The sequence below is a fragment of the Clostridioides sp. ZZV14-6153 genome, from assembly GCF_020657855.1.
Lineage (GTDB): Bacteria > Bacillota > Clostridia > Peptostreptococcales > Peptostreptococcaceae > Clostridioides.
Genome location: NZ_JAGWCZ010000003.1, coordinates 1 through 26,982, shown reverse-complemented (window position 1 = coordinate 26,982; position 26,982 = coordinate 1). Strand labels below are relative to the sequence as shown.

Here is a 26,982-nt window from a genome sequence, read left to right as displayed (position 1 = left end):
TATACACTTTGTACTTAGTCTATTTTGTCTAGTCTCTACACCTTCCAAAAGTTTCCCTATTGGCTTGGCTCGGTATTTCCATGTTTATTTAAAAATTCTTCAACTTGCATTTTATTATTATTTCTGTACCTATATGTTTTGTGAAAGTTCAAATGACAAGTTTCACAAAATGTAATTCCATTTTTAATATCTGTTCGTAAATCTTTGTACTCTGAATAGTTATATATATGATGTGCGTTTAAGTTTCCACCTTGGTCGTCACCACAACATCTACAAGTATAATTATCTCTTCTAAATACAGTTCTAACCCATTCATTATAGCCTTCTACATTTCTGTTTTGTTCTCTCTCTTCATCTGTTTTATTTGGATTAAAATTAGGATTATTTTCACCACTAAAAGTACTTTTATAATCTTCATTCCTACATTCTAAGGAACAATATTTCCCCCCATATTTAAAAATTTCATACTCGTTTTTCTTGAATAATTTATTGCACACGATACATATTCGTTTTTTTTGATTATATCTATAATTCTTATCTCCACTGTATAGAATTTTATAATGTTTATTTTTACATTCATCCGAACAATAAAAATTTTTATACATTTCTAATCTTGACTTTGTAATTGATTTTTCTTTACCACAATTAGAACAACTTACAATTACTCTATCTTTAGTACATTGTGGTTTACACTTAACACTACAATACTTACTTTTTTTATAGGCTGTTTTAAATGGATTCCCACAGACAACACATGTATTTTCATATTTTTTTCTTTGTTCTTGTCTACACTTTTTACACATATTTTCATATCCATCTTTTAGATTTTTATTTTTCGTAAAATTATCACAAGATAATTCCTTATTACATTTTTTGCATACTTTCATATTTAGCCACCTCAAAACACATTATAGTACTCTTTCGGCGTTGTTGCTTGTTGAAGTATAAATAAATTTAGGGTTCACCGAATTCACATTCTTATTTTTCAAAGATATTTCTATCTAAGCGACCCATTTTGTTAAGCCTTTTGTTCCTCTATTAGCTAATACTCCTAATAATGCTCCTGATTTTTCTAATGGCATATTTAAATTTTTAAACATACCTCCTGCAACAACATAAGCTTCTAACATCTGTTGCATACTTGTATTAGACTTTCTTTGTGCTTGAGCTGTTATATCTAAGTATTTAGTAAAATCTTGACTTGCAATCCCTGCTGATGACATACTGTCTGTAACCAAATCAGAACACAATGCTAAATCCATACCACCAGCTTCAGCAGCTCTCAATACTGGTTCTATTCTTGATAAAGATGTCTCTACATCCCAACCTGCAAGTGCTAGATATGTAAGTCCATCAGCCGCCTCACTTGCTGAAAATGAAGTTCTAGCTCCAAGGTCTTGTGCCTTCTCCTGTAGTTTTTGAAATGATACACTACTTTTATCAGCTATACCTGCTGTAGCTTGTAACTTACTCATAGAAGTATCAAAGTTGACTCCTGCTTTTGTTGCTGCTGTACCCATCATACCAAGTGGCATAGTAACATACATACCTAAACTTTGGCCAACACCTTTTATCTTTTGCCCTGATGATACCATAGATTGACCTATTGTATTAAAAGGCATTTGTCTTAGTTGAGCTGACAATCTAGTGATATCTGCTCTAGTATTATTTACATCTGCTTGATATCTGTCTAGTGCTGCACTTGACTGTTCAATCTCATGTTCACTTTGATTATATGCGTCTTTCAATTGTAATAGTTTAGTATGTAATTGTTGTGCTTCTGTTGAATTTGAACCAAACTTACTCTTTGCTTGTTCTAGTGCATTTTTAGTTTGGTTAATCTCAGTTTTCAACTGACTATGTGTCTGTTTGTTCTGAGTTAGATTTGTATTTAATTTACTAATCTCAGATTCATAAGCATTTAACTTAGACTTATTAGACTGTATCTTAGCACCAAGTTGTTGCATCTCATTTCCTAGTTTTTGAAAATATGTTCCTGATTGATTAAGCTCTGCTCCTAAACGATTAAACTCTGATTCTGTAAGATTTGCTTGTCTATTTATTCTTGATAATTTCTCATCTATTGTTAATGCTTTATTACCTAACTGTTCAAATTTTTGTGCTGATTGACTAAGTTCATTTTTAAGTCTACCAATATTACTTTGAGTTTGATTTATATCTGTACTTAATCTTCTTAATTTTTCACTATTTTTCTGTACTAATTGAGCTTGGTCTTTCCATTCTTTAGAGTTTTTACCAACTGTATTAGCTAATGAATCAAGTTTAGATTTTTGTTGAGTCAATTGAGTATTTACCTTATTGTACTCTTTTCTTTGACTTTCTAGCTTCTTATTGTACAAATCAATTTGTCGCTCTGTCTTTTGCATTTTTGCACTGAGACCAGCAAAAGAATTTTCAAATTGTTTATTTCCTTGTGATGCTGATTTAAAATCCTTTTCTAAATTCTTAATTTCTTTATTTATTGCACTAACTTGTTTACTAAAATTACTACTTTCTAATGCTAATTTAACTTGCAATTCTTCATAACTTGAAGACATTTAACCACTTCCCTCCTAATAGACAAAAAAAATAGACATAGCATTAAGCTATATCTACATAAATTCAGTACTATCAACTATATCCATATTATTCTCATCTTTTATACCATTATATTTTTTATGTGCTTCTATTTGAGAAAATAGTTTTTTTGGTGTAGTATTAAAAAATGTCTCACTTGGCCTTTTCAAAACAGAAACCCACATGTATTCTAAGTAATTTAAATCCCAATCCTTATTATCCTCTATTACTAATTGTTGACTTTTTTTTTATCATCTGGCTCTGGAAATGATATTAATATCAATTCACTTACATATTCTCTAATATTTATTAATTCCTTTAATTTCAAATTATCTAGTATGTCTTCTCTTAACAGCTGATTATGACACCTTAATATAGATTGTAACAACAACTCTTTAATTATCATAATATCATCTTTAAATACCCCATCTATTATTTCCATTATTTTCATATAGTCGTTTCTTTGTTTAAAATAATATTGTGTTTCTGCTATTGCTCCTATGTCAAGCCTTGCCTCATATATTACTTTCCCTTCATTTAATTTAACTTTTATTTTATCTTCTATCATATATATCACTCCTATTTGGATATTGTATTTCTTTAAACCAATTATTTAATGTTTCTTTATCACCTGTTAGTGTATCCATAGCATAATAAACTCCACCAACTTTATAGTCAAATAAAACATCAAAATCTATTTCTAATGTACTTTTATTTTTCTTTTCTGTATTTGTTCCTGCATCTAAACCAATCTGATTAAACATTACATTATATATGCAATAATAAACTTTTTCTCCATCACTTCTATTTCTACTAAATAATAATCTTAATCTAGTACAATTTCCATTACCTACTAAAATACCACCTTTTGATTTGTTATATCCAAATATCAATGCTTTCTCATCATTTGATAATTCCAATACATTTAATTTACCTTTACCTTTTAAATTTCCATTTAGACGAATAGACTCATATCCATTTGTTTTAAGATATTTATAATCTTGGCTTATTTCTATAGTTACAGATTTCCCTCCTATAATTTTAATAGGTTTTGAATTATTGCTAACTTTACACACATGAATATTATCCAAACCATACAAAATCTTACTTTTATAATCTTTCACTTTATCACCATCTCTCATAATAAGGTATAAATACAAGATGAGTTTTTTTGAAACACCTTAAAATGGCATTTATAAGGTCATTTTTTTATAGGTTTCCTAAAATATAGAGGATTAAATTAATAATCCTCTATAAAAAGTTTATTTACTTAATTTTTTAGGTGTATTGCTTTCTGGTAGTACTGTTACTTTTGGTAATTGAATTTCTGTGTACCACTTATTTATAACAGTTGCATCTGCCTTTTCATCTTTTGTATCCAATGAATAAAAGAAATATCCTTTATCATCAAATCCTGGATAACAATTAAATTCTAATTCTTGTAAACTTTTCTCTTTTTTATCTTCAGTTGTCTTTGCATTTAAGCCAGATGGATTGAACTGCACATTATAAAGTACATTTAATATTTTTCCTCCATCTCTTTTTTCTTGTTCAAATAATAATGCTAAGTTAGGCATATTTTGATTAGATGCTAATGCATAACCACCAGACATATTTTCTCCACCAAATAACATAGCTTTTTCATCATTTGTAAGACCCAATAAATTAAGCTTTCCTGAGCCTTTTGAAATTGATACATCACTATCTGCTACAATATTATCTGCATACTCTATATCTTCAGATGTCTCAAATGATACTTCAACTGATTTACCACCTGGTATCCTAACTGGTGTCATATAACTTCCATCTTCTTCTACTCTTGCAGCATATACATTGTTAAACCCATATAATGTTTTGTTTTTGTAATTCATAGTTCTACTACCTTCCTTTATTTATAATTTTTTGTATTAAAAAAGACCTATTATTTCTAAGGCCTAATTAAACTCTTCATATTTAAAATCAAATAATTTACCATAATAGTTGCCATCTTTAGAGTCTTTACAACCATCAAAAATAAATCCTTTTTCTTTCATTTTATTTTTTATTTCTTTATATCTTTTCTCATCTATTGAATTTTTAAACCAATAGTTTAGTTGAATATAATATGTTACACTTTGATTATTATCATCAAATATATCTGTATCAGTTTCATTATAAATACTATATATCACATATTTATCAGTTTTTTTACTAGCTTCTATGTAATAACAATCATCTATATCAACTGATTTAATTACATCTACTATTAAATTTTTTATATTCAAATTTATACACCTACTTTAGTAAATCTTCCATTATTGACTCTTTTATTGCCTCATTAGCTTGTTGTTTGTTACTTGCCCAAGCATTCTTTATCCACTTTTTACCATTCATAGAACTTGTTCCATGCTCTTGTACATATCCATATCTAGCCACATCTCTGTCAGCTTTTATCAAGCCAATATTTATTTCTCTTTTCTCTCCAGTTCCTTTTTTATCACCTTTGACTAAAGAATTTTTTAATCTTCCTGTATCAACTGGTGCATTGTTTTTCTGACCTTGTAAAATTATATCTGCACCTTTATCTAAAGCTTTATCTGCAATTTCTTTTTTTACCTTTTTTTCCATATTTACTAATTTATTTATTAAATCTGAAAAATTACATTCCAATGACATTAGTTATCACCCACTAACATCAATTCCATATACTGATTTTTTTCATTAATATTATTTATATATATTAAATTATAAATTGATTTATTGTATAGTATTCTGTAATTTAGGGTTATATTGTCATTTAATGAAATATCTAATTCTTTTTGATATCTTATAAAAGCTTTTTTCGATATGTTACTAGTTAAAGCTTGAGCTTGCAAAAATTCTTTTCCACTAATGTTATTTATCCTAGACCAAACAGTTTTATAGTTAATCCAATTTTCTATTGGATATCCTTCTCCGTCTATACTTTCATTATTTTTCTGTATTATTATCCTTTTATTTAAGTCGCCTATATTCATATACTTACCTCATAACTATACTTTAATTGTATTATTATAGATTCTAGTGAAAAGGCTAATTTATCTGCTTTTCCTATAACTTCTCTATTTTCATACCAATGACCAACTAATAAATTGATTGCTAATTTTGACAAATCATTTTCTTCATATATCTTACAACCTGCATTAATAAGGTATACTTTAGCTGATTCTATCAAACTTTTTAACAAATTATCATCTTCATCGTTATCAATTTTTAAATATAACTTAACTTCGTCTAACATCCATATCACCTACTTAAAGGGACTAGAATGTATCTAATCCCTCATTGATTATTACTTCTTAATTGATTTTGCAATTGCACTTTGTGTTGGTAAAGTTAGTTCTACATTAACCATTGCTTTGTTATCAATAGATTGTACATCAAATCTTTCAATAACTCTCATAAAAGTAGCATTTTTAGTAAATCCAGCTTCCTTAGACACAGCCATTTCATAAACTTGTCTATCAAAAAATGCAACTGCACTTGATAAATCTCCTACATAAAAAGTAAGTTTACTAGCTGTTGATGAAAAATGTTGATTTGATAATACAACTACAATTTTACCTTTAAATGTCTTTGCACCTTCTACTGTTAAAGAATCACTCATTAGAGGTCTATTATTAGAATCAGTTAAAGAATCTAAATAGTCATATCCATCTTGATTAGTAATTATTATTGCATTAGCACTTATTGATGGGTCTAACTCTTTATTTAATGCTGTTTGTATAGTTTTATAGTCTTCTCCCTCTACTTTCTTTGATTTTGATAGCACTTCTAATATTTTTTTATTTTCAGTTCTGACAGCTTTTTTTGAGAATCTGGCACCTACATAATTAGTTAAATTAGCTTTTTCATCTTGCAACAAAGAATTTGAAATAGGTATTATATCCCCATAATCATTTAATAGCCATTTAACTTGTCCAAATTTTATATCTGATTGATTTATCTCTTCCATCTCATCAAAATTTATTAACTCATCATTTGCATCTACCTCTAAAGGCATACTTCCAGATAGAGTAGCAACTGGAACTACATTACAATATTGTTTTAATGGAATTAATTGTCTCTTTAATTCTTCAATTTGTGTTCTTTGTTCTTTTGGTACTAAATATCCACCATCTTCCTCAACCTTCTCAACTAATGCTGATTGAGTTTCAGTAAGTGATTTCCCTAGAACTGCTTTATTAAACGCAACAATACTTTCTTTTTCATCTACTTTTGTTCTTGATATATCAGTCATATTTTCTATCTCTCCCATTTCCTCTTCATATAAGTCTTTTAATACATTAAACTTATCTCGTAATATAGCTATTTCATTTTTTATTACTTTTCCTTCATCTAACTTATCATCCTCTATTAATTTTCTTGCTTCTACCTTCTTATTATTTATTTTCTCTAATAGTTCTCTTAACTCTTTGTTCATTACTTTACCTTCCTTTCATTTTTTACAATAAAAAAGAACTAAATTAAATCTAGTTCTAATAATAGTTTTTCTTTTTCAATATCATAATTTTTTGTATTTTTATTTATATTTGTTGGTACTTTTAAATATTTGTCATACATATCACTTAAACATGCAACTGCATTAACATTATCAGATATTTCCATGTTAAAATATTTGATTGCTTCCTCTCCAGTTAACCAAGTTTCATTGTTTAACATATTCTTAATATCTTCAATGTTAACATCTAGAGATAAATTTTCAGAATAAACATTTATTATTCCTTCCTCTATTTTATCTAATATTTCTGCTTGTTCTCTTAATTCATTAGAATTTCCATACACATTACACCAAGGCTTATGTATCATAAAATATGCATTACTTGGTATTATGACTTTATCACCTGCTAAAGCTATTACACTGGCTATACTTGCTGCAAGCCCATCAATATAAACAGTTTTAAACCCTTTATGTCGTTTTAACATATTGTATATTGCCATACCAGCAAATACAGAACCTCCACCTGAATTAATATAAATGTCCAAGTCTTTTCCTTTTACATTATCAAGAAACTTTTTTATACTCTCAGGATATTGGTCTGTGTCATCCCAAGCCCCTAACCATGAAGAAACTATATCTCCATAAAAATATAATTCTGCATTATCTTTTGTTTCATTTTTTATTTCTAATACGCTGGATAAATTATCATTCTTACTATTTTTCAATTTTATCACCTCCTTGTTCATACTGCTTCCCTACTTGAGTAACAGGTATATAACTACCATTGCACATAAGAATATCACCTCCTTCAATCATAGATAAATTAAGGAGATGTCTACACTCATTAGGTGTATATATGGCATTATTAACATAACTTGCCAAACATTCTGCTTGAGTTTTCATATCTGCTCTTAAAACAGCTCCTTCATTAAATTTAAAAAAGTATCCATCATTGATTTCCTTTGTACTTAGTAATTTGTAAGTTATTTCTTCTTCATATTGCTTTAAGATATACTGAAGTGTATTAACTAAAAAACTTAGCTGTTCCATCTCACTATTTGAATAACTACTCTTGTCATAATTATTTATGAATGTAGGAGATATTCCAAAAGCTGATGCTATTTGAAGTGCATTATATTTTTTTAATTCAAAGAATTGACTATCTGTAAGACTTATATTAAGAGGTGTTAATTGCATACCTAATGGTATAGGTATTATTTTTCCTGAGTTACTAGAACCACTTGCAAATTCTTCCATGCCTCTTATTAACCTTGAGCGTGCTTTATCATCTAAGTCTCCTGTATATTGCAAAACTGCTTTAGCTGTAAGTCCTGTTTTATAAAGATTGTTCATGAATTTTTGAGATTCTAATCCACCTTCGATACTTGAAAATAGTATATCTTGAACAGAAACTCCTAATATTCCATCAAATGTATGTGAAGTCTTAAAATGTAATACATTATCAGCATCAATTGTGTATTCTTTTCCTGTTTTTGTATCATTATAAATATACCAAATCTTATTTTTCTTACCAAAATATCCTTGGTTATCTACAACAACCCTTACATTATTACTTTGCATAATCCATAAGTCTAATAATTCAGTTCCTTTGTATCTACAATATGCGTATGCATTTCCATAATGATTTCTATTTCTTTCAATAGTTGACCAAAAAGTGGTAGCTGTCATATATGGATTTGGTCTCAGTTTTATTAAATTTAATATGTTATTTCCTGTTATTTTTATGTTTCCATTTTCCGTATCCTTATAAATTTTTAGAGGTAATTTTCCTAAAGTCTCTGATAAGATTCTTAAACATGCAAAATATGTAGCTTCACTTTTCAAATTATTATCAACTTTATGGTCTATACCTAGAATTCTAAATAATTCTTTCTCTTCCTCATTTAATTCATTTCTTATATTTCTCTTAAATAACATTTTTATCTTGTCTACTATCAATTTGTCACCTCCTTACCATCCCATCATATTAAGATATTCATTGGTTAACTCATTATAGTCAATTAATGAAGTGTCTTTAAATGCTAGTTTATAGGCATCTATAATAGCATCAATAGGGTCTATTCTTTGATGTGATTTGTTTTTATCTATCTTGATAAATTCGCCATTATATACTACTTTGGCATTTATAATGCTCCATGTAAGTAATTCATTTTCTTTGTTGTATTCAATATTTCCAGCTTTAATCTCTAATCTAAAGTCTTCAGTAGCATCATTGAGTGACCTAGCACTTTGGTATATTTCTACACAATCCCCTATTTCTTCTAAATCAACTAAAAATGTATCTGCATTTCTTGGGTCATATCCTATTTGTTCTACTTTTAAATCATATTTGCATATAATGTCATTCAAATACCTTAGAATATATTTATAATCTGTCTTTATACCTCCAATAGTTTCTGTAACTGTTAACAAACCTTTTTTAATCCATAAATCATATGGAACTCTATCAGTTTTTATGTGTTCTTCTACTCTCATCTTTGGTATGAAGCTATGTGAATGAATAAAATATTTCTTATCCTTACCATCCATAAACACAAAAATAAGTGCTAAAGATGTTAAATCTCCACCACTTGATAAATCTAAACCTATATTACATTTATATCCTCTGAAATCTTTTAATGTTTTATTGGTTGCACACTTTTTCCAATCATCAACTAAAATATATTGATTATCAGAAAGTTGCATCCAATTATTTAATCCTTTTACAAGAAAATCTCTTAAGTCATTTCCTCCTATATCCTTTGCTGTTTTCCCAACTGATATAAGATTCTCCAAGTTTTCTTTATCTTTACATACTAAAGGATTTGCCTTTATCCAATTTTCATAATTCCAAATGTCATCATCTTTATCCATTTGTGTTATATAAACAAACTGCTTTTCATTTGTATATAATCCAATCAATAAATTACAACAATACTCATATAGTTCATAACATGGACAATTTATCTCGAATCCTGCTGTTGTTATAACACTAATTAGACACTCTTTCATTCTTCTAGTACCACCCTCAAGTAACTTATACATTTGATTGTCTTTATGAGCATGATATTCATCTACAATTCCTAATAATGGTCTAAATCCATCAATTGATTTAGTATCTTTTCCAAGTGCTTTTATTGTAGATTTAGTCAATTTACATTCGATAGTACTCTCATACTCTTTAATTTTAAATAGTTCTTGCAAATCCTTATCAGCATTTATAAATTTCATTATTTCTCTAAACACGATTTTAGCTTGATCCATCTTTGTAGCTGTACAATATATCTGCCCATAGTTATATCCACTAAAATTCCCATAAAAAGTTGCTAGTATTCCATTTAAAAATGACTTACCATTTTGTCTACCTAGTTGTACATATGAATTTCTAAATCTTCTATGATTATTTATCTTATTGACCCATCCATTTAAAGAACCTAATATAAATATTTGAAATCCTTCTAATACTACTGGTGTTTCTTCTTCTCCTTCAGCTATTATTAAAGTTTCAGCAAAATCTAATATCTTATTTGCCTTTTCAACATTAAAGTAATATTCAAATTCATCTGTATTAGATTTTTCTAAATCATTTAAATGTCTTTGGCATGCTAATTTAGCATATAATCCTGTTTTTATATTTCCTTTAACTACATCTTCTGCATATTGTGTAACTCTATCCATTATTAACACCAAACTTAGCAAATTTATTTTCCTTATTCTCTTGTTCTACTTTTGGAACAACTAATTTACATCTTGAAGAAATAGTTAAACCTAAATCTGATGCTGATTGTCGACATTGTTTGAATAGTTTATCTTGAGAATTGATAATATCTTTATCTGTTATTAGGCATGTATTTTTTAATATTTTTTCCGTAATATCAATATATAACTTCTTAGATATTATAAATCTTGCCAATGAATCTATATCTAAATTACTCATTATATTAATTCTTATAAGTTCTTTAGCTATTTCATAAAATTCTTGTTGTAACTCTACTGGCAAATATGAAGGGGCTTGTATATTATCAGATGGTGCTTGTATTTCTGTATCTTTTCTATGTTTTATTTCATCTTTTGTAAGATGTTTCTTCCCTTTAGCTTGTATTAATCCAATTGGTTGTCTATTTCTGGCCATCAGATATCACCTCCCATACATATTTATTTTTTGAAAATTCATTTAGGGAATTTTTCCGAACTAAGTAAGCACTCTAGGCTTCTTCCCTCTCTTAAAAAACTTTTTTAGTACCCCCTACCAATCGCCTTAGCTCATCTTGAACCTCTTTTTTATCTCCTACTTTGTACTGGCTATGTACTTTATTATGACAATTATGGCATAAACACAATAAATTATCTTTACTTAATGCTAATAATCTATCTTCTTCTAATTCAACTATATGATGAACTACATCATAATAATTTAATCTCTTGTTATCTAAACATAATAAACATAATCCTTTATCCCTGTTTCTTATTACCTTAGATATACTTTTCCATTCTTTTGAATTATAAAACAATTGTTTTTCTTTGTTTCTTTTTTTTAAATTATAGTCTCTATACCTAAGTCTGTTATGTCTATCATATATACTTTGACATGTATCACAATACCTATTTCCATAACTAATTATTTTACCACACCTTGCACAGAATTTTTTTATAGACATAATCAACTCCCTTCTTTAATTTTATTTTCATAGTATTCAATGAAATAATTATACTCTTCAAGATTTTTAATCATATAAAAATTATTCTTTATAAACTTTTTCATCTCTTCATCTTCGATTATATTTATTAATTCCTCATTATTCATATCAGTTAAACTAGTTATATAAAATTCATCATCTTTATCAATATAGTTGTTATGATAATTAATACGAATACCAACTAACATGTCACATTTATACTCATATTTCTTATAATTAATAGTTACCATATCATTCATAAAATCACATCCTAATCCATTAAGTAAACATAATCTAACATTGAATCAATCATTCTATCTATTGGAAAGTAAAATACTTTCTCTAATGTTTCAACAGCAAATACAAAATCATAACCTTTAGATATACAATCAAATTTATCTCTATGATATTCCAAATCAAGTCCATTATCATAATGTATTACATTATCAATATATCCATCTTTGTTAATAAGATAAAGTAGATATTCTTCATGTTCTTTAATAAGAATCTTGTTACTATCAATAGTTACTTTATCTTCTGAGTTTAGATTTCCTATACCACCTAATCTTTCATTTAAATCTAATTCCTCTACTTTTAAAAATCCATCTACTAATTTAACTTCTCCAATAAATTTACCACCTAAAAATATGTTTGCATGCAAGTCTTTTTTTATATTATAATCATATGCCATTTTATATTTCTCCTTTTTAATATTATTAAATTCATATATTTTACCTATATCATTCTTATAGAAATATCATACTCAAGCAATCTTTAAAACTCACTTCTAGTTAGTTTTATATTCTTCATTAATATTAATTTCTAAAGTAGCCCAAGTTTTATTATCTTCCTTGTTATAATACAAAATATATTTATCTCCAATTGACAACCATTTAGCTAATCCTTTTTGTTTTGGTTTACTTACAATTGGATTACTTCTTCCAAATAAATCAATTATATAATTCATTAAATCTGATTGTTCTTCTTTACATAGCTTTCTATTTAAACAATATGTATCTATATAGTTCTCTAATCTATCCCATAAAGGTATCTCATTAAAGAATAATTCATTATTTAACTTTTCTCTCAATAATTTCTTTTCTTCCAATACTCTATCTATTTCCTTTGTTTTAACTAATCTCTTACTTCTTTTTAAAGCCCCAATATCCAAATCCAATTTTGCTATTTCCTTTGCAAGTTCAATACTGTTTTGACTCTGTTTCATATCCCATCTCTCCTTTTAAGTTTAATTTTGTACATAAAAAAGTTACCTAAATGGCATAGGTAACTGTATTCTCATCTTATATAATCTGATAACATACTTATAATTTATATGTCAAAAACTCATCCTCTCAATAAGAATCCAAATCATAATAAAAACAATAGGTCTCTTTTTATATATCACCTATTTATTCAATCTAATAGTAACCTCGTTCACACTCTTCAATGAATTTACCACAATAATACTCAAATAAGTCCTGTTCATCCTCACCAACTCTTCTAAACATTTCTGCTCTACTCATGGGTTTAAACTTAGAATTACATATTACTCTAGGCTCTTTTATTTTTATATCTATACCATTTTTTTGAACTTTCTTTTTAATATAAATAATTCTTTTTTTTAATGAGTCATAAGATATATTTAAATTTCTAGCTAGTTGAGTTTTATTTAAATCCCATATACCTTTTCTATTTTTTCTATACTCTACATTTTCTAAGGAATCTAAGATATTTATTATAGTATTTATTTGATTACTTGTAAAAAATTTTAATTTTCTTATTTCTGAATTAGTTAGATTTTCAAGACCAAACCAATGATTTAACACATAAATTCTTTTATCTCTCACATATGATTCTCCATTTAATTGATTAAACTTCTTATGTGTATGCCAATACCAATTTGGTAAGTGATGAGTTAAATTTCCAAACTCCCATGATATGCCCTTACATATATATTTTATGATTTGCTGTTCATCCATACTCCAATCGACCTTACTTATAACTTTATTCAATATATTTACTATTAGCTCCTTTTGATTAAATATATTATTATTAGCTATCTTTGCACAATTAACATATTTATGTCTATACCTAGGTAACATAACTTTAAACTCTTTTCTTTTAATCTTACTAAACACCTCCATTACATTCTTAGTGTGCAATATTCTAACAAAGAATTTAACCAAACTTCTATCTTCCTTTTGTTTCAAATAGTTATAGGGATTTATATAATAAGCATTTATAGTATCTATCATTTCATTGACCAGATATCTCCATTTTGGATATTCGCCTTCATATCTTAAAAGCTTTTGAAATGCACTTGTTGAGGAACACTGCTTATCCCATTCCTTATATTTTAGAGTTGTGTAATTTCCTAGATTTGCTTTTGTACAACTAGCTATATAATCTATACTATCTTTTAGAAAATACTCATGGATATAATTTTTTTTATATGCTCTACTAAAGATTTCTTCTATCAATTCACTTATATTATCTTTATACTTAAATAAAATTAAAGACTCATCTTTGTTTCTTTGCATTAATTACCTCCTTTTGAATTTATATCTACTAGGATTTAAATCATATATTTATTCTTTATGTTCTGATATAATCCAAATAGTTCTTCTATTATCTTTTTTATTGTTATTTCTACTTTTATGTCTTACTCTTTTAGATTTTATAATATATTCAATTCTATTATCTTTAAAAAATCCATTAATACTATTTATTCCTATTGTTTTACCTGTAAAGCCATATTTCTTTTTTAGCATATCTTTTAGTAAGTTTTGTGCATCTTTATCTAATTCTTTATTTACAAAGCTTTTAAATAACTCTTTTTCACACTTTATGCTTTGAATATCAAATAGTCTACCTTTTAATAGCTTTGCAATGCTTTCTGGATAACCATACTCTTTAACTTCCTCTAGCCATATTAGGAAGTTTTTTAACTCTTCTATTATAGTATAATTAACCACCAATTCTTCATTATGAGTCAATTCTAACCAAGTTGGTATATAATTTCTATCTCTCCTACTTTTCAAAAACCTTTCTTTGCTAACACTATAAAACTCATACTCTTCAAGTTGCTCTTTAAGAATCCTTATTCTGCCCTCAATTATTTTTTTATTAAAATCTTTCACAATTACTACTGGAAGATTATCATGAATCAATTTGTTATTAACCTCATATTTAATTCTTTTTCTACCAACTAATTGTATAATTGATTCTTTAGGTAGTAATTGTTCAATCCCTATGAACTTGAAATTCTTATCTTTTATATCTATACCTGTGCTTATACATGTTGTTGAAAACAATATATCTCCATTAAACTTGGCTTCATTTATCAATAACCTTGATACCAGTTCACTATTATACTGTTTATATTCACTTCTACTCCTACTGCACAATAAACTTGTATCTAATCCCTTTATAACAGATATATCATAATTATTTTTAGCATCTTCTAAACTACTTATATTTAATACCTTCCCCTTAGTACTACAATGATGAATATGTTCTAAATAAACATCACTTCTTGTTTTTTCAACAGATTTAACTTTAATATCTTTCTTTAAACTACATAGTTCAATAGGAGCATTTAATAATTTTATTACATTGTTTTGTGTTGCACTAAGAAATATCTTAATAGAATCTTTAATAGAATTTAATTCTTCAAGCATAATGTTAGTAATTTTATTCCAACTATCAGACATCAAATAATGGAATTCATCACAAATTATATAATCAAAACAATATAATTCGTTTACATCTGTTGATTGGTAACATTTTACCTTTACTAGATGTTCCATTATCCAATTACAATTAGTTTCAGCATAATTTTTTATTAAACTTATATGTAATTCTTTTTCAAATTGTTCTCTTAATTCTGTTCTATGCATTAATATCAGAATTGTTTTGTTTTCTTTTACTGCATATGGAACTAAAATCTCTCTAATAAATAAACTTTTCCCTGTACCTGTACTTCCATAAATGGTATAATTTACCCCTTTTTTTAATTCTTGTAACTTTTCTAATGTAAAAAAATCACCTATAAATTGCTTTTTCACCTATAAAATGCCTCCTTTTTGTCATTTCACTGTCCAAAATTATTCCATTTGACTATATATCAAAATGACTTTTTTGGGACAGCATGAATTGACATATTTGCCTGTTTTTTCAGACTAAAATGCCATTTTTTATGTAGTTTCAGGGCTTAAATTGTTTCAATTAATACAAAAATTAACACAATTCTATTTTTGAATATTATTTATCCCTACATATATTAATGTATTTTCCAACCGATTTTATACCCTATTTTGGACACATCTTATCTACAGGTTTCATAATATTGTTTAACATTTTAGTGGAATCATTATCTCTGCTAATTGTATTAACTTTTAACATATTCTAGGTTTGCTACCATATGTCACCATATGAAGGGGTTTTTAATCTATATGTATTATTAAATTCAAATAGTAAATCCGAAGCTTTAGCTGAGGATAACAACTGAACGAAGTGAAGGCGTTAGTTATAGCTACCGCGTCACTTACGTTCCTTGCTATCACTACGGCTAAAGCCTTGTGATTTAATATTATAATCCTCGTTGTTGCATATTTTATATATAATAATTCTTTTTCATTCTCAATTTTTTTATTATACATTTTATTTGTAGAAATATTAATTACCCCTACATATATTAATATCTTTTCCAGCCGATTTTATACCCTATTTTCCCCACCCATTAGTTGCAGTTTTTACAGTTTGAATGATAGTCCTTTTTACCATTCCTATCAAACCTTTGAATTAGTTTTATCTCCTCTCCATTTAGATATTCCATTCATCTTTTAATTTATTGATTACCTTCATTGCTTTTGTACTCTCAGAATTATTATCATTTCTATCTGGATGAAACTCAAATGCTAATTTTTTATAAAACTTCTTCAAAAATTTCTTATCTTCTTCATTGTAGTTACTATAGCTAATATTTTGATAACTACTTTTACTATTATAATAATTTTCATAATACTGTTTTTTATATTCTTCTTCTTGTCTCTTATTCTCTTTATATTCTAACTTTATTTTAATTAATTCTTCTTCATTTCTTAATTCTCCAAATACATCATAACAACATTCATATGTACCTGCACCATATATTTTATCAAATTCATTCTTGGCCTTATTGTATATCTCTATTATATTAAGATTCTCTTGATAAATTTTATATTCCTCTGTACTATGATACTCTTGTACAATCTTATCCATTAAAGGCTCTAATTTAACATAAATTAAATCATATAATTCATCTTCAGTAATTTCCATCTCTTTAAGCTTGTCATCAATTCTCCATAAATCGAATCCATATTCTATTAGACTATAATGTTCCCAAGTTCCAATTACCCACTGTTTCTTTTTTACCTTACCATTTTCTCTATAACTCTTGTGTATTGCTATTTTATATGCCTTTTTGATTGGTCTTTTAAATCTCTCTTTGCTCCATTGATATGAATAATGAGTTTTATAATTAGCCCCACTTCCTGAATTCCATGTATATACTTCTAAACGCTTATTTTTTCCTTCATTCTCTTTTTTTAATTTTAATTCTTGAATTACACAGAATATATTTATCACCTCTGTTTTGTAGTTACTTATAATTTATACATAGTAACTACATTATATTTTATTAAGATATTTATATTGGTTTATTACTAGATTGGAATTTCTGAACTGCATATTTGATTTGTAATCAGAATATTACTATGTTTTTTAATGATACCTATACTCATGACAATTTTAATCTTTTCAATAAAATCACCTCCTTATCAAACATTCGTTCTCCTTGTAGTTATTATATTACCATTTTTTGTATAAATCAAGTATTTTTTATTAAATTTTTAAAAGATAATCCAACTATAAAAAACACCTCCCTTGAGATGCTAAAAAAAGTATTATTATTTTAATGTTAAAATATATTCATCCATCTTGAATTCTTCCAATATAGTATTATCCTTTTGATATAATGGATGTTTAAGAGAACCAGATTTATTCAATCCAGATGTAAGCCATGAAATATTATAATCTTTTATAGCATTATAAATATCCTTTAAACATAAAGGTAAATAATTTCTCTCATAAATATGATTCCCAAAAGCTAACCATACACTTATTTCTGATTCGTTATTAGTTGATGTGTTATTAAAATAATTTTTAATCTTTTCAATATTCTTTATATGAATCTCGTCATTATGCACATCTGGAAGATTATCAAATTTTGTATCTCTTTTTGGATAAACATTAAACATTATCCAACTGTCATAATCATTAAATAAAGCTATTTTATGAACCTTTTTAAGAGTATTGTCCAAATTTATTAGGTGATGCTGTACTTGGATTAACTCCAAAACATAGAAGAGTCTTATCTCCAACTGTACCAAGTACATATCTTATTAAATTTTCATCATCATTTTCATATACCCACTCTTGCATAAGTATTTCTCCTATATTATATATATCACTTTAATTATAAGTAATCATTGTATAACAAAATACAAGTAAATATATTAAAGTTATAATTTTATTGTTTTGTAATACTTTTATTCATTATCTATATCTTTAATTAAACATCTTACTTTCCCTTTATTTTCTTCTTCTATCTTTTCACTTATTTCTTTAAGGTATGATATATCAACATCAAAATCAATTAATTTACTTAATTCTGTACCTATATTTGTTAATTTTATCGCAGGTATCCTAATAATCGCTTTAGTCCTACACACCAATTTTTTATTTCCAATTATTAAAGCTCTTTCTAAGTCTTTTTCTATTGAAACCGTCAATCCCTTTGTTATACTAAAATCTGAAGTTATCAAATTTAATTCATTTAACAACATTAAATCTGATAATGTTATTCCCTTTTTTGATAAAATGCCACTGTAATTTGGTATGAATTTAGTAATTGGGTTATTAAAAGTTAATTTTACCACCCTAGTAAATAATTCAGCCTCTTCTTTAGATATATTTTTTAAAGTTTCTAGAGTTCTCAAAGAGTATGACTTAGGTCTATCAACTTCATCTGCTAATATTTTAGCCCATAAGACTTGCATTTTCTCATCAGATACATCTTGTGATATGTTAAAAAATCTAGTTATCCAGTCATTATCTACTGATTCATTTGATACTGTTTCTTTTTTATCAATGAATTCTACTGCTCTACTGATAATCCTTTCTTTATTTATTTGTCTTTTCACTTCTTTTTTTACTAATGAAATGATTGCATTTTCTTGTAATCCATTTTTATCTATAGTAATTTCTACACCACCTCTTTTTATTGTTATATTTGAATCAAAATCTGTTGATTCTTTCAATGTCTTCATCTCATATGCCATTGCATCTGCAGTTCTTTTTATCTTTGTTGGTTCATATAAAGTCCCTATACCTATGCTTAAAGTATCTATAAGCTTGATAATTGGTTCAGATAGATTTGATATATCTATCAATGAGTATTTATTCTTTTCTTCAGACATAATTATACCTCCAATACTATAGTTAATTACATTGTACCAAATATTTTTGTAAATTTAAACTACTCATGTAAAATATGGTATAATATGTATTATTTACTAGAAAAACAAGGAGAATTATTAACATGTTAAATAATAGAAGAAAAGGTAATAGAAAATCAAATTTACACTTTAAATACATAGAATTAGAATTTATTAATTTAAGAGAACTACTTAAAAGATTTGATAATGATATTAAAAAAAACTTCACTACACAAATATTAAATTCATTCCAGATAATTAATGAAATTTTTCAAATGCAATGCAAAGAAATAGCTTCCAATATTACTTCTGCATTCAAATCTTCTCTAATCAACTTAAAAGGCACATTTAATACCTATAAAATAAACTTATATCATGCCTTTTTTAAAAATGAAAATGATTTAGCAAATTGTTTTTATAATTCAAATATTTTTCCTCCTGTTAAATTCTTTTTAGAAAATAAAGAACATGATTTTAAAACTGAAGATTTAGAGAATTTTATTTTTTGTAAAGATATAAAAGAATTTTATTTATTACAGATTTTAAAATGGAAAAATAAATTTCATACTACTTACATGGATTCTTTTATTGACAGTATTCACCTATCATTGTACCATGAAAATTACATAGCAATATGTCCCTCAATGTTTATTTTACTTGAATATCTAATACGATTTGAATGTTGTCCTAATCAAGACAACATTCCTACTAAAACTATCCGCGATAAATTGAAATTTGAGGTTTTTGAGAAAATTGATATAGATAAATTTTACCACAAATTTATAAAAGACTCTCTTTATGCGAGTACAAAAAAAGCTGAAGGTCTTTCAAGACATAGTGTACATGGTATTGACCTTTATAAAATGGATGCACTATCTGCTATGAACTTAATATTTTTATATGATTTCATACAAAGTGTTATAGATATAGATATATATGTATAGCTCTTATATAAATCAACATAATTAATACACATATTTAAAAGGCATTGGTAATTATAAACTTTTGCCTTTTTTATGTAAAGATATTTATTGCTAAGGAAAAATATTTAAAATACTACTTCTATATATTGTTCTTTTCCATTTTCATCAATCCAATTTACTATAGCACTTGAAGCTTCTAATTTATCTATTTCTACATCAGATATATTATCTGCTGCTCTTGATTTATCAGATTTTAAAGTTTGAAAACAATCTATATTTGATACTGCCTCTCCACCATTTATATCTATTGTTACACTTACATCAGAGAAATCAATCTCACTATGGTTGCTTATTTTACCTTTAAGCCAATGTCCATCTGCATCCTTCTTCCCTTTAGCTATTTCTACTTCTAAATCTTTAGCTTCAAAAGGAACTTTTATGTTATATGGATTTGATATACTTTTGCCTATATATTCTCCTTTAGATATGTTTTCTTCTTTGGTTTCATTTTTATCCACAACATTGTAATTTACTTTATTTTTTGATTGAAGTTCAATATATCTTTTAGCCATACTTCCTTCCCCTAGTTTAAATCCTAAAGAAAAGGATATTATTACTGCTATAATACTACATACTATTATAGTTTTATTAATCGTATTAGTTTTTTCACTCTTTTTTTTTAAATCTATCATCCCATATCTCCACATTTATTTTTATTTTAATAAGTTAATTATGTATTATACTTATGCAATTTTCAATATATTCAGTTCGTACCTATTTAATGCCGAACCAATGCCGAACACACCCGAACCATATATTGTAGTATTCCAAAGTTCTCATATTTTGTTTAAAAATTATTACCTCGTATATGCCATTGTAAGATATTTAGATTACATATGAATATAATCTATCCTATATTGCTTAAATAAACTATAATAAAAACTTCTTCTTTTTTTAATTTTTATAATACACACTTCCTAATATCTCAGATTTAGATATGATACCATAAGTACAATTTAATCTGGTTTAGCCAAAATAAAATCTTCTATGACATTTGCCAACTTTACAAGATTATCATGAATCTCATTGTTAAGTGAAACATAATCTTTTCCAAAATACTTTTCTACAAGACCATATAGTGGTACATCTAAAAGCAATTCATTTTCTTTTATATACTCCTGTTTAATTATGTAATGTGCCATACAACTCCTAAAATCTGTATTTATGATTTCTTGATTTGTTTTTAACTCATTGATTCTTTTGTATAATACATCTATCTTGTTGCCTTTTTTATGATTACTTTTTGTATAATTTTCTATTTTTTTTATACTATGTATTGAATAATAATAGCAGATATATTTTATTCTAAAATATAACTGATTATCACTTGGTAAAATACTAGACAAAAAGTATAACACAAAATTAATTGAACATAAAATATTAAATACAATAGTAGTTAAATTTTCATCATAGTTTTCACTGAATATTTTATATTTACTTCTTGATAAATTATAGTCTTTATGTTTCAACTCCAAATTACTATTCAAAATATTAATGTTATTTTCCTTACCTCCTATTTCATTACATATACTAATGACTTTTCCTAATAATACAGCTACTGTAAAACTTCTATCTTTCATACCATTAAAATTATATATTTTTTTCTTTTTATCACATCCATAATACCAATGATATAAAAAAGTATTACCTATATACTTATTTTCTAGTAAATATGTGCCTAAATCATAATATAAATTCAAATTTTTAATAAATTTAAATCTACACATATTTTTAAAATATTCATTTTGAAATTCATGAATAGAATTTAATACATCAGCATTATTTTTTATTTTATCATTATACAATTTAATTTTAACTCTTATCTCTTTAGCTAATTTCCATTCTTCTTCAATATCATGTTCAAATTCAAATTTAAAAAATTCATTGAAAAATTCTAATGCACTGTCTATGCATATTGCAGTATATGGTATTATACCCATAAAAAATACACCAGCGTATTCTTTTCCATTAATATTATTATATATATTCATGATAGTATTAGCATCATGTGAAATCATATCTAAAGATAATTTATTATATATATTAATATTTATCACCACCTAAAACTTATATATTTACTTAAATTATACCATAAAATATATCACAAAATTAAATTCTGGAAACAAATGTAATTGAAGAAACATCAGGTATTTTAAACTTTGCCTTTTGACTTTTAGAAATTATATCATCAAGTTCGTTTGTATCATACTGTGTAAACGTCTCAGTAAAATTTTTAAAACTATTTTTATTTTTAGTCTTATAATTTACTCCATTTTGTGGTATAATATTTTTATTATTAGGTGACTTTTTATAAGTCTTGGAGTCCTTGTTATCGTTACTAACAGGGGCTTTTTTATTGCTCAATAATCCCTTGTACACTTTATACAGATAGCTGAATGACTTTCCTTCTTGAGCTACTGTAATCTCGATTGACTCCTTTAACACATCTTTATCCATAGTCTCTACTAATTTCTTTTGTGACATAGTTATAGATATACCATATTCTTTTACAAGTAAAGTTCTCTCATCTTCGAGATTCATTTTTTGCTGATATGCTCCTTCTACAATTCTATTTTCTAAATCTTTATGTGGCTCTTCTAAACAACAACAAGGACTTATATTTAAAGACTCTATTTTAGATGGTTCACAATTAGGTTCATTTACTGGTTTAACATTAGGTTCATTATGTGGTTCATTTATAACCTTAAAACCATTGCTATTACTTATTTGTTTAGGTTCATTATGTGGTTCATTTACTGGTTTAATATTAGGTTCACAATTAGGTTCATATTCAGCCATAATTGTACTATAAGAGTATACAGATGCTATCCCTTTTCTTTTACTTATATTTATTGGCTTTATAATTCCTAATTGCAAAAACTTCTTAACTAATCTCTTAGCCTTATTTAAATCAATTCTCATATCATCACTAATAACTTTAGATGATAATTCTAGGTAACCTCTTTTAAGATTACCTTTCAGCCTTTGGATATTCTCTTTTTGCATTAAATAGTGATTAAATCTTATTAAATCAATGTCTTTATTTACATCAAATGCTAATGACTTAGAATCTAGTTTATAGTAACTTATCATGATTACTTCCCTCCTTTTTCTAAATTGTCCAATATTGAATATCCTTTTGCTAACTCTATAATATCAAGTTTAGTTATTCCTTTTAAATAATCTTCAGTTATATTGATATTACAATGACCTAATAACTTAGATACCAAATATACATCTCTTGTATTCTTTAGCATATTAACAGCAAATGTATGTCTAAAATTGTGTGGATATGCCTTATGTTCTGGTATATCTAAACCAAAGCATGCCTTATGTACAACTTGACCTATATTAGAAGTAAATAATTTACCTCCACTCTTACTTAAAAAATAATAGTCTTGCATTTTATTTGTTATACCATTCTTTTCAAAATGTTCTTTCTTTGCTCTTTCAAATTTCAGCATATTTTTTTTAAGTTTTTTGGAGATAGGAACTATTCTAGGTTTACTATTTTTTGTAACCTTAAAAAATATATATCCATCTTCAATATCATTTCTTTTTAGATTTGTTAATTCATGATTTCTACAACCTGTATCTAATAAAAAATTTATTATTAAATTATCTCTCACAGCTATATAAGGACTCTCTTTTATATTAAATTTTCTTTTATATTTTGTTAGTTTCTTTATTTCTTCATTTGTAAAAACTTCTATTTCTTTTTTATCTGTAGCATTTAATAATTTTACAGAGAAACCTAAATTCTTTGTTACCATTTCTTCTTCTATTAAATAAGTATATAACGCTCTAATTGCTGATATATAAATATTTTGTGTCTTTTGTTTTAATCCTCTATCCTTATTGAATTTAGCAAATCCCTTAATATGAATAGCTTTTATTTCCTTTAATTCTATTTCACCAACAAAATCATTAAATATATTCAAAGCATTTCTAAATGTAGTTTTAGTTCCATCACTTGCTCCTCTTATATCTAATTCTAATAAAAACTCCTCTATTGCATCTTTTAATTTCATAAAAAAAGTACCCCCTTGTTATTTTTTATAAGCTAGAAAATTAATATATAACTTTCTAGCTTATATAACATGTAAGATACTTTTAAACGGATTCTATATTAAATTCAAGATTGATAGCTAAAGTATATTATTTATTTTTCCCATACATTTTAGCTAATTGTTCTTGTATATCTTTACTTTCTAAATACTCATCAAAATCCATCTTTCTATCCATTATTCCATTTGGAGTTATCTCTATAATTCTATTTGCTATAGTAGATATAAACTCATGGTCATGAGAAGTAAATAAAAGCACTCCTGGGAATTTTTCAAGTCCTTTATTGACAGAAGTTATACTCTCTAGGTCTAAGTGGTTAGTAGGGTCATCTAACACAAGTACATTTGCATTTGAAAGCATTAGCTTACTAAGCATACATCTAACTTTTTCTCCCCCAGATATAACTTGAGCTTCTTTTAAAGCTTCTTCTCCAGAGAATAACATTCTACCCAAAAATCCTCTTATAAAACTCTCACTTTTTTCTTCAGAAAACTGTCTAAGCCAGTCAACTAGAGAATACTCTACTCCATCGAAAAACTTATTATGGTTTTTTGGAAGATAATCTTGAGAAGTAGTTACTCCCCATTTATATTCTCCACTATCTGGTTCAAGTTCTCCCATAACTATATTTAAAAGTGCAGTAGTAGCTATTTCATCACCCATAAATACTACTTTATCATCTCTATCCAATCTAAATGAAACATTATCAAGTACTTTAACTCCATCTATAGTTTTAGTTAAATTGTGTACTTCTAAAACTTCATTACCAATTTCCCTAGCAGGTGTAAATCCTACATATGGATATCTTCTTCTTGATGGTTGTATATCTTCAACTTCTAATTTATCTAATTGTTTCTTTCTAGATGTAGCTTGTTTAGCTTTTGAAGCATTAGAACTAAACCTAGCTATGAATTCCTTTAATTGAGCTATCTTTTCCTCAGTCTTTTTGTTTTGGTCTTTAGCAAGTTGTAATGCTAATTGACTTGATTCATACCAGAAGTCGTAGTTTCCAACATACATCTGTATTTTACCAAAGTCAACATCAACTATATTAGTACATATTTGATTTAAGAAATGTCTATCATGTGATACTATTATAACTATAGACTCTTCTAAATCCATTATAAAGTTATTTAACCAATTTATTGATTTGAAATCCAAGTGGTTTGTAGGCTCATCCATTAATAGTATTTCAGGTTTACCAAAAAGTGATTGTGCTAACAACACTTTAACCTTCTCTCCACCAACTAATTCTTTCATTTGTTTGTAATGCATATCCTTAGTTATACCAAGACCCATAAGTATTTTTTCAGCATTAGTTTCTGCATCCCATCCATCAAGTTCTGCAAACTCACCTTCAAGCTCAGCAGCTTTTATTCCATCTTCTTCGCTAAAATCTTCTTTCATATATAAAGCATCTTTTTCATGCATTATACTCCAAAGTCTTTCATGCCCTCTTATAACAACATTTAAAACAGTTTCTTCCTCATATTCGAAGTGGTCCTGTTTTAAAACTGACATTCTTTCTTTATCAGTTATAGATACATTCCCTGTATTTGGTTCTATTTCTCCTGATAATATTTTTAAAAAAGTAGATTTTCCCGCACCGTTAGCTCCTATTATTCCATAGCAATTTCCTTTAGTGAATTTTAAGTTAACATCTTTAAATAGTTCCTTATCACCAAATCTAAGTCCAACACCTGTAACTTGTAACATTAATGTATTTTCCTTTCTTTTTGTTCATAATTTATTTTATCATAAAATTTTGATAACATTTTTATTATCACGTAAACAGCATATTTTTTATACCAAATTCGTGAAATATTTATTAAAATTGTATTAAAGATTGTAAGTTTCATAAAAATTAACAATCTATTATATTATACTTATAAAAAAATCAAATTGCAACTTTATTAATTCTTTTACACACTCTAAATACTTTATTTGAATCTGTGAACTACCATCCACTTAACTACCTACGGTAATGTTTGAAGTGGTGGCTTCTTGGTCAAGATAACTATTGTTATCAGTATCTCCAAGCTATTAGGCTAGTTCCTAACCCTTATGATTACCATTTATATGGCTAAGTTTAGTAGATTGATACTTGCATTGATATCTCTATCGTGGAATGCTCCACACTCTGGACATTCCCATTCTCTTAGTCCTAAGTTCTTCACTAATGGATTTTTATATCCACATTTAGAACATAATTGACTAGATGCGAAATTCTTATCTGCTACTATTATTTCTCTACCATACCAATTAGCTTTATATTCTAACATTCTTCTGAACTCCGACCAACTTGCTTCGCTTATAGCTTTCGCTAACTTATGATTTTTCACCATATTCTTTACCTTCAAGTCCTCAATAACTATAACTTGGTTTTCGTGTATTAGTTTAGTTGATAACTTATTTAGGAAATCTGCTCTTTGGTCTGATATCTTTTGATGCAACCTTGCTACCTTCAATCTTGCTTTATATCTATTATTGCTTCCTTTTTGTTTTCTTGATAAGTCCTTTTGTAGTTTAGTTAATCTTTTCTCTGATTTTCTAAAGTGTTTAGGATTATCTACTCTAAATCCATCGCTACATATTGCAAATTCTTTCAATCCAACATCTACACCTATTTTCTTATCAATAGTTTTTAGTTTCTCTATTTCAGTTTCTGCTAATATAGAAAT

At 26.6% G+C, this 26,982-nt stretch carries 32 protein-coding genes; 1 reads left to right on the top strand and 31 read right to left on the bottom strand.

What is annotated here, in order from left to right; translation table 11 throughout:
• Positions 1-56 precede the first annotated feature (56 nt).
• From KGF46_RS05465 to KGF46_RS05350, 25 genes are all read right to left on the bottom strand, one after another.
• Positions 57-887, bottom strand: a complete 831-nt coding sequence (locus tag KGF46_RS05465) for an HNH endonuclease (protein ID WP_107598456.1) — start codon at positions 885-887, stop codon at positions 57-59.
• 114 nt (positions 888-1,001) lie between these two features.
• Entirely contained in the window at positions 1,002-2,558 is a 1,557-nt protein-coding gene (locus tag KGF46_RS05460; protein WP_227861854.1) for a phage tail tape measure protein, read from the bottom strand.
• A 54-nt stretch (positions 2,559-2,612) separates the two neighbouring features.
• A complete protein-coding gene (locus KGF46_RS19985) occupies positions 2,613-2,747 on the bottom strand; it encodes a hypothetical protein (protein WP_255640450.1) in 135 nt (44 codons plus the stop codon).
• Between the two features lie 59 nt (positions 2,748-2,806).
• The gene (locus tag KGF46_RS05455) at positions 2,807-3,145 is read right to left on the bottom strand and encodes a hypothetical protein (RefSeq protein ID WP_227861853.1); all 339 of its coding nucleotides are present in this window, start codon (positions 3,143-3,145) and stop codon (positions 2,807-2,809) included.
• A complete protein-coding gene (locus tag KGF46_RS05450) occupies positions 3,132-3,701 on the bottom strand; it encodes a major tail protein (protein WP_159442176.1) in 570 nt (189 codons plus the stop codon). Before KGF46_RS05450 ends, KGF46_RS05455 begins: the two co-directional genes overlap by 14 nt.
• 138 nt (positions 3,702-3,839) lie before the next feature.
• The gene (locus KGF46_RS05445) at positions 3,840-4,448 is read right to left on the bottom strand and encodes a major tail protein (RefSeq protein ID WP_021404609.1); all 609 of its coding nucleotides are present in this window, start codon (positions 4,446-4,448) and stop codon (positions 3,840-3,842) included.
• Between the two features lie 63 nt (positions 4,449-4,511).
• Entirely contained in the window at positions 4,512-4,841 is a 330-nt protein-coding gene (locus KGF46_RS05440) for a hypothetical protein (protein WP_021404608.1), read from the bottom strand.
• A gap of 10 nt (positions 4,842-4,851) precedes the next feature.
• A complete protein-coding gene (locus KGF46_RS05435; RefSeq protein ID WP_021404607.1) occupies positions 4,852-5,232 on the bottom strand; it encodes an HK97-gp10 family putative phage morphogenesis protein in 381 nt (126 codons plus the stop codon).
• On the bottom strand, positions 5,232-5,573 hold the full coding sequence (locus KGF46_RS05430; protein WP_021404606.1) for a phage head closure protein: 342 nt from the start codon (positions 5,571-5,573) through the stop codon (positions 5,232-5,234). Before KGF46_RS05430 ends, KGF46_RS05435 begins: the two co-directional genes overlap by 1 nt.
• Positions 5,570-5,836, bottom strand: a complete 267-nt coding sequence (locus KGF46_RS05425) for a head-tail connector protein (RefSeq protein WP_021404605.1) — start codon at positions 5,834-5,836, stop codon at positions 5,570-5,572. The genes KGF46_RS05430 and KGF46_RS05425 overlap by 4 nt, the downstream gene beginning before the upstream one ends.
• A 51-nt stretch (positions 5,837-5,887) precedes the next feature.
• Positions 5,888-7,018, bottom strand: a complete 1,131-nt coding sequence (locus tag KGF46_RS05420) for a phage major capsid protein (RefSeq protein WP_021404604.1) — start codon at positions 7,016-7,018, stop codon at positions 5,888-5,890.
• A gap of 38 nt (positions 7,019-7,056) precedes the next feature.
• Entirely contained in the window at positions 7,057-7,761 is a 705-nt protein-coding gene (locus KGF46_RS05415) for a head maturation protease, ClpP-related (protein ID WP_021404603.1), read from the bottom strand.
• On the bottom strand, positions 7,751-8,995 hold the full coding sequence (locus KGF46_RS05410; RefSeq protein ID WP_227850324.1) for a phage portal protein: 1,245 nt from the start codon (positions 8,993-8,995) through the stop codon (positions 7,751-7,753). Before KGF46_RS05410 ends, KGF46_RS05415 begins: the two co-directional genes overlap by 11 nt.
• Before the next feature lie 12 nt (positions 8,996-9,007).
• Complete coding sequence (locus KGF46_RS05405; protein ID WP_227827909.1) at positions 9,008-10,714, bottom strand: terminase TerL endonuclease subunit; 1,707 nt, start codon at positions 10,712-10,714, stop codon at positions 9,008-9,010.
• On the bottom strand, positions 10,707-11,168 hold the full coding sequence (locus KGF46_RS05400) for a phage terminase small subunit P27 family (RefSeq protein WP_021404600.1): 462 nt from the start codon (positions 11,166-11,168) through the stop codon (positions 10,707-10,709). The genes KGF46_RS05405 and KGF46_RS05400 overlap by 8 nt, the downstream gene beginning before the upstream one ends.
• Positions 11,169-11,259: 91 nt before the next feature.
• On the bottom strand, positions 11,260-11,694 hold the full coding sequence (locus tag KGF46_RS05395) for an HNH endonuclease (protein ID WP_227861852.1): 435 nt from the start codon (positions 11,692-11,694) through the stop codon (positions 11,260-11,262).
• Between the two features lie 2 nt (positions 11,695-11,696).
• On the bottom strand, positions 11,697-11,972 hold the full coding sequence (locus KGF46_RS05390) for a hypothetical protein (RefSeq protein WP_227861851.1): 276 nt from the start codon (positions 11,970-11,972) through the stop codon (positions 11,697-11,699).
• Between the two features lie 11 nt (positions 11,973-11,983).
• Complete coding sequence (locus KGF46_RS05385) at positions 11,984-12,403, bottom strand: hypothetical protein (RefSeq protein WP_227861850.1); 420 nt, start codon at positions 12,401-12,403, stop codon at positions 11,984-11,986.
• 96 nt (positions 12,404-12,499) lie between these two features.
• Positions 12,500-12,937, bottom strand: a complete 438-nt coding sequence (locus KGF46_RS05380) for a hypothetical protein (RefSeq protein ID WP_021425601.1) — start codon at positions 12,935-12,937, stop codon at positions 12,500-12,502.
• Positions 12,938-13,130: 193 nt separating this feature from the next.
• Positions 13,131-14,252 (bottom strand): hypothetical protein, encoded by a 1,122-nt coding sequence (locus KGF46_RS05375; protein ID WP_227861849.1) that lies wholly within the window; start codon positions 14,250-14,252, stop codon positions 13,131-13,133.
• Positions 14,253-14,300: 48 nt separating this feature from the next.
• Entirely contained in the window at positions 14,301-15,779 is a 1,479-nt protein-coding gene (locus KGF46_RS05370) for a DEAD/DEAH box helicase family protein (protein WP_227861848.1), read from the bottom strand.
• Positions 15,780-16,536: 757 nt separating this feature from the next.
• Positions 16,537-17,340 (bottom strand): dnaJ domain protein, encoded by an 804-nt coding sequence (locus KGF46_RS05365; protein ID WP_021404618.1) that lies wholly within the window; start codon positions 17,338-17,340, stop codon positions 16,537-16,539.
• Positions 17,341-17,660: 320 nt separating this feature from the next.
• Entirely contained in the window at positions 17,661-18,074 is a 414-nt protein-coding gene (locus KGF46_RS05360; protein ID WP_227861847.1) for a DUF1643 domain-containing protein, read from the bottom strand.
• Positions 18,058-18,195 (bottom strand): DUF1643 domain-containing protein, encoded by a 138-nt coding sequence (locus tag KGF46_RS05355; protein WP_227861846.1) that lies wholly within the window; start codon positions 18,193-18,195, stop codon positions 18,058-18,060. The genes KGF46_RS05360 and KGF46_RS05355 overlap by 17 nt, the downstream gene beginning before the upstream one ends.
• 107 nt (positions 18,196-18,302) lie before the next feature.
• Positions 18,303-19,232, bottom strand: coding sequence for a DUF2806 domain-containing protein (locus KGF46_RS05350; RefSeq protein WP_227861845.1), 930 nt, complete (start codon positions 19,230-19,232; stop codon positions 18,303-18,305).
• A 122-nt stretch (positions 19,233-19,354) separates the two neighbouring features.
• On the opposite strand from KGF46_RS05350, the gene KGF46_RS05345 reads away from it, so the two are divergent.
• On the top strand, positions 19,355-20,194 hold the full coding sequence (locus KGF46_RS05345; protein ID WP_227861844.1) for a hypothetical protein: 840 nt from the start codon (positions 19,355-19,357) through the stop codon (positions 20,192-20,194).
• A gap of 104 nt (positions 20,195-20,298) precedes the next feature.
• Here the strand turns inward: KGF46_RS05345 and KGF46_RS05340 are convergent, their stop codons facing one another.
• The 6 genes from KGF46_RS05340 to KGF46_RS05315 all read right to left on the bottom strand — a co-directional run.
• Positions 20,299-20,865, bottom strand: coding sequence for a hypothetical protein (locus KGF46_RS05340; protein WP_227861843.1), 567 nt, complete (start codon positions 20,863-20,865; stop codon positions 20,299-20,301).
• A gap of 324 nt (positions 20,866-21,189) precedes the next feature.
• Entirely contained in the window at positions 21,190-22,224 is a 1,035-nt protein-coding gene (locus KGF46_RS05335; protein ID WP_227861842.1) for a hypothetical protein, read from the bottom strand.
• A gap of 118 nt (positions 22,225-22,342) precedes the next feature.
• Complete coding sequence (locus KGF46_RS05330) at positions 22,343-23,326, bottom strand: hypothetical protein (RefSeq protein WP_227861841.1); 984 nt, start codon at positions 23,324-23,326, stop codon at positions 22,343-22,345.
• Positions 23,327-23,328: 2 nt separating this feature from the next.
• Positions 23,329-24,264, bottom strand: coding sequence for a tyrosine-type recombinase/integrase (locus KGF46_RS05325; RefSeq protein ID WP_227861840.1), 936 nt, complete (start codon positions 24,262-24,264; stop codon positions 23,329-23,331).
• A 127-nt stretch (positions 24,265-24,391) separates the two neighbouring features.
• Positions 24,392-26,017 carry an ATP-binding cassette domain-containing protein gene (locus KGF46_RS05320; protein WP_227847590.1) on the bottom strand — a complete coding sequence of 542 codons (1,626 nt, stop codon included), beginning with the start codon at positions 26,015-26,017 and terminating at the stop codon, positions 24,392-24,394.
• A 359-nt stretch (positions 26,018-26,376) separates the two neighbouring features.
• Positions 26,377-26,982, bottom strand: a 606-nt coding sequence (locus KGF46_RS05315; RefSeq protein ID WP_227861839.1) for a transposase, incomplete at its 5' end; no start/stop codon positions are given.

Coding starts and splice junctions, on each gene's coding strand:
- KGF46_RS05465 (WP_107598456.1), bottom strand. CDS start 887: ATGAAAGTATGCAAAAAATGTAATAAGGAATTATCTTGTGATAATTTT.
- KGF46_RS05460 (WP_227861854.1), bottom strand. CDS start 2,558: ATGTCTTCAAGTTATGAAGAATTGCAAGTTAAATTAGCATTAGAAAGT.
- KGF46_RS05455 (WP_227861853.1), bottom strand. CDS start 3,145: ATGATAGAAGATAAAATAAAAGTTAAATTAAATGAAGGGAAAGTAATA.
- KGF46_RS05445 (WP_021404609.1), bottom strand. CDS start 4,448: ATGAATTACAAAAACAAAACATTATATGGGTTTAACAATGTATATGCT.
- KGF46_RS05435 (WP_021404607.1), bottom strand. CDS start 5,232: ATGTCATTGGAATGTAATTTTTCAGATTTAATAAATAAATTAGTAAAT.
- KGF46_RS05430 (WP_021404606.1), bottom strand. CDS start 5,573: ATGAATATAGGCGACTTAAATAAAAGGATAATAATACAGAAAAATAAT.
- KGF46_RS05425 (WP_021404605.1), bottom strand. CDS start 5,836: ATGTTAGACGAAGTTAAGTTATATTTAAAAATTGATAACGATGAAGAT.
- KGF46_RS05420 (WP_021404604.1), bottom strand. CDS start 7,018: ATGAACAAAGAGTTAAGAGAACTATTAGAGAAAATAAATAATAAGAAG.
- KGF46_RS05405 (WP_227827909.1), bottom strand. CDS start 10,714: ATGGATAGAGTTACACAATATGCAGAAGATGTAGTTAAAGGAAATATA.
- KGF46_RS05400 (WP_021404600.1), bottom strand. CDS start 11,168: ATGGCCAGAAATAGACAACCAATTGGATTAATACAAGCTAAAGGGAAG.
- KGF46_RS05395 (WP_227861852.1), bottom strand. CDS start 11,694: ATGTCTATAAAAAAATTCTGTGCAAGGTGTGGTAAAATAATTAGTTAT.
- KGF46_RS05390 (WP_227861851.1), bottom strand. CDS start 11,972: ATGAATGATATGGTAACTATTAATTATAAGAAATATGAGTATAAATGT.
- KGF46_RS05385 (WP_227861850.1), bottom strand. CDS start 12,403: ATGGCATATGATTATAATATAAAAAAAGACTTGCATGCAAACATATTT.
- KGF46_RS05380 (WP_021425601.1), bottom strand. CDS start 12,937: ATGAAACAGAGTCAAAACAGTATTGAACTTGCAAAGGAAATAGCAAAA.
- KGF46_RS05375 (WP_227861849.1), bottom strand. CDS start 14,252: ATGCAAAGAAACAAAGATGAGTCTTTAATTTTATTTAAGTATAAAGAT.
- KGF46_RS05355 (WP_227861846.1), bottom strand. CDS start 18,195: ATGCAAGAGTGGGTATATGAAAATGATGATGAAAATTTAATAAGATAT.
- KGF46_RS05350 (WP_227861845.1), bottom strand. CDS start 19,232: ATGTCTGAAGAAAAGAATAAATACTCATTGATAGATATATCAAATCTA.
- KGF46_RS05345 (WP_227861844.1), top strand. CDS start 19,355: ATGTTAAATAATAGAAGAAAAGGTAATAGAAAATCAAATTTACACTTT.
- KGF46_RS05340 (WP_227861843.1), bottom strand. CDS start 20,865: ATGATAGATTTAAAAAAAAAGAGTGAAAAAACTAATACGATTAATAAA.
- KGF46_RS05335 (WP_227861842.1), bottom strand. CDS start 22,224: ATGAATATATATAATAATATTAATGGAAAAGAATACGCTGGTGTATTT.
- KGF46_RS05330 (WP_227861841.1), bottom strand. CDS start 23,326: ATGATAAGTTACTATAAACTAGATTCTAAGTCATTAGCATTTGATGTA.
- KGF46_RS05325 (WP_227861840.1), bottom strand. CDS start 24,264: ATGAAATTAAAAGATGCAATAGAGGAGTTTTTATTAGAATTAGATATA.
- KGF46_RS05320 (WP_227847590.1), bottom strand. CDS start 26,017: ATGTTACAAGTTACAGGTGTTGGACTTAGATTTGGTGATAAGGAACTA.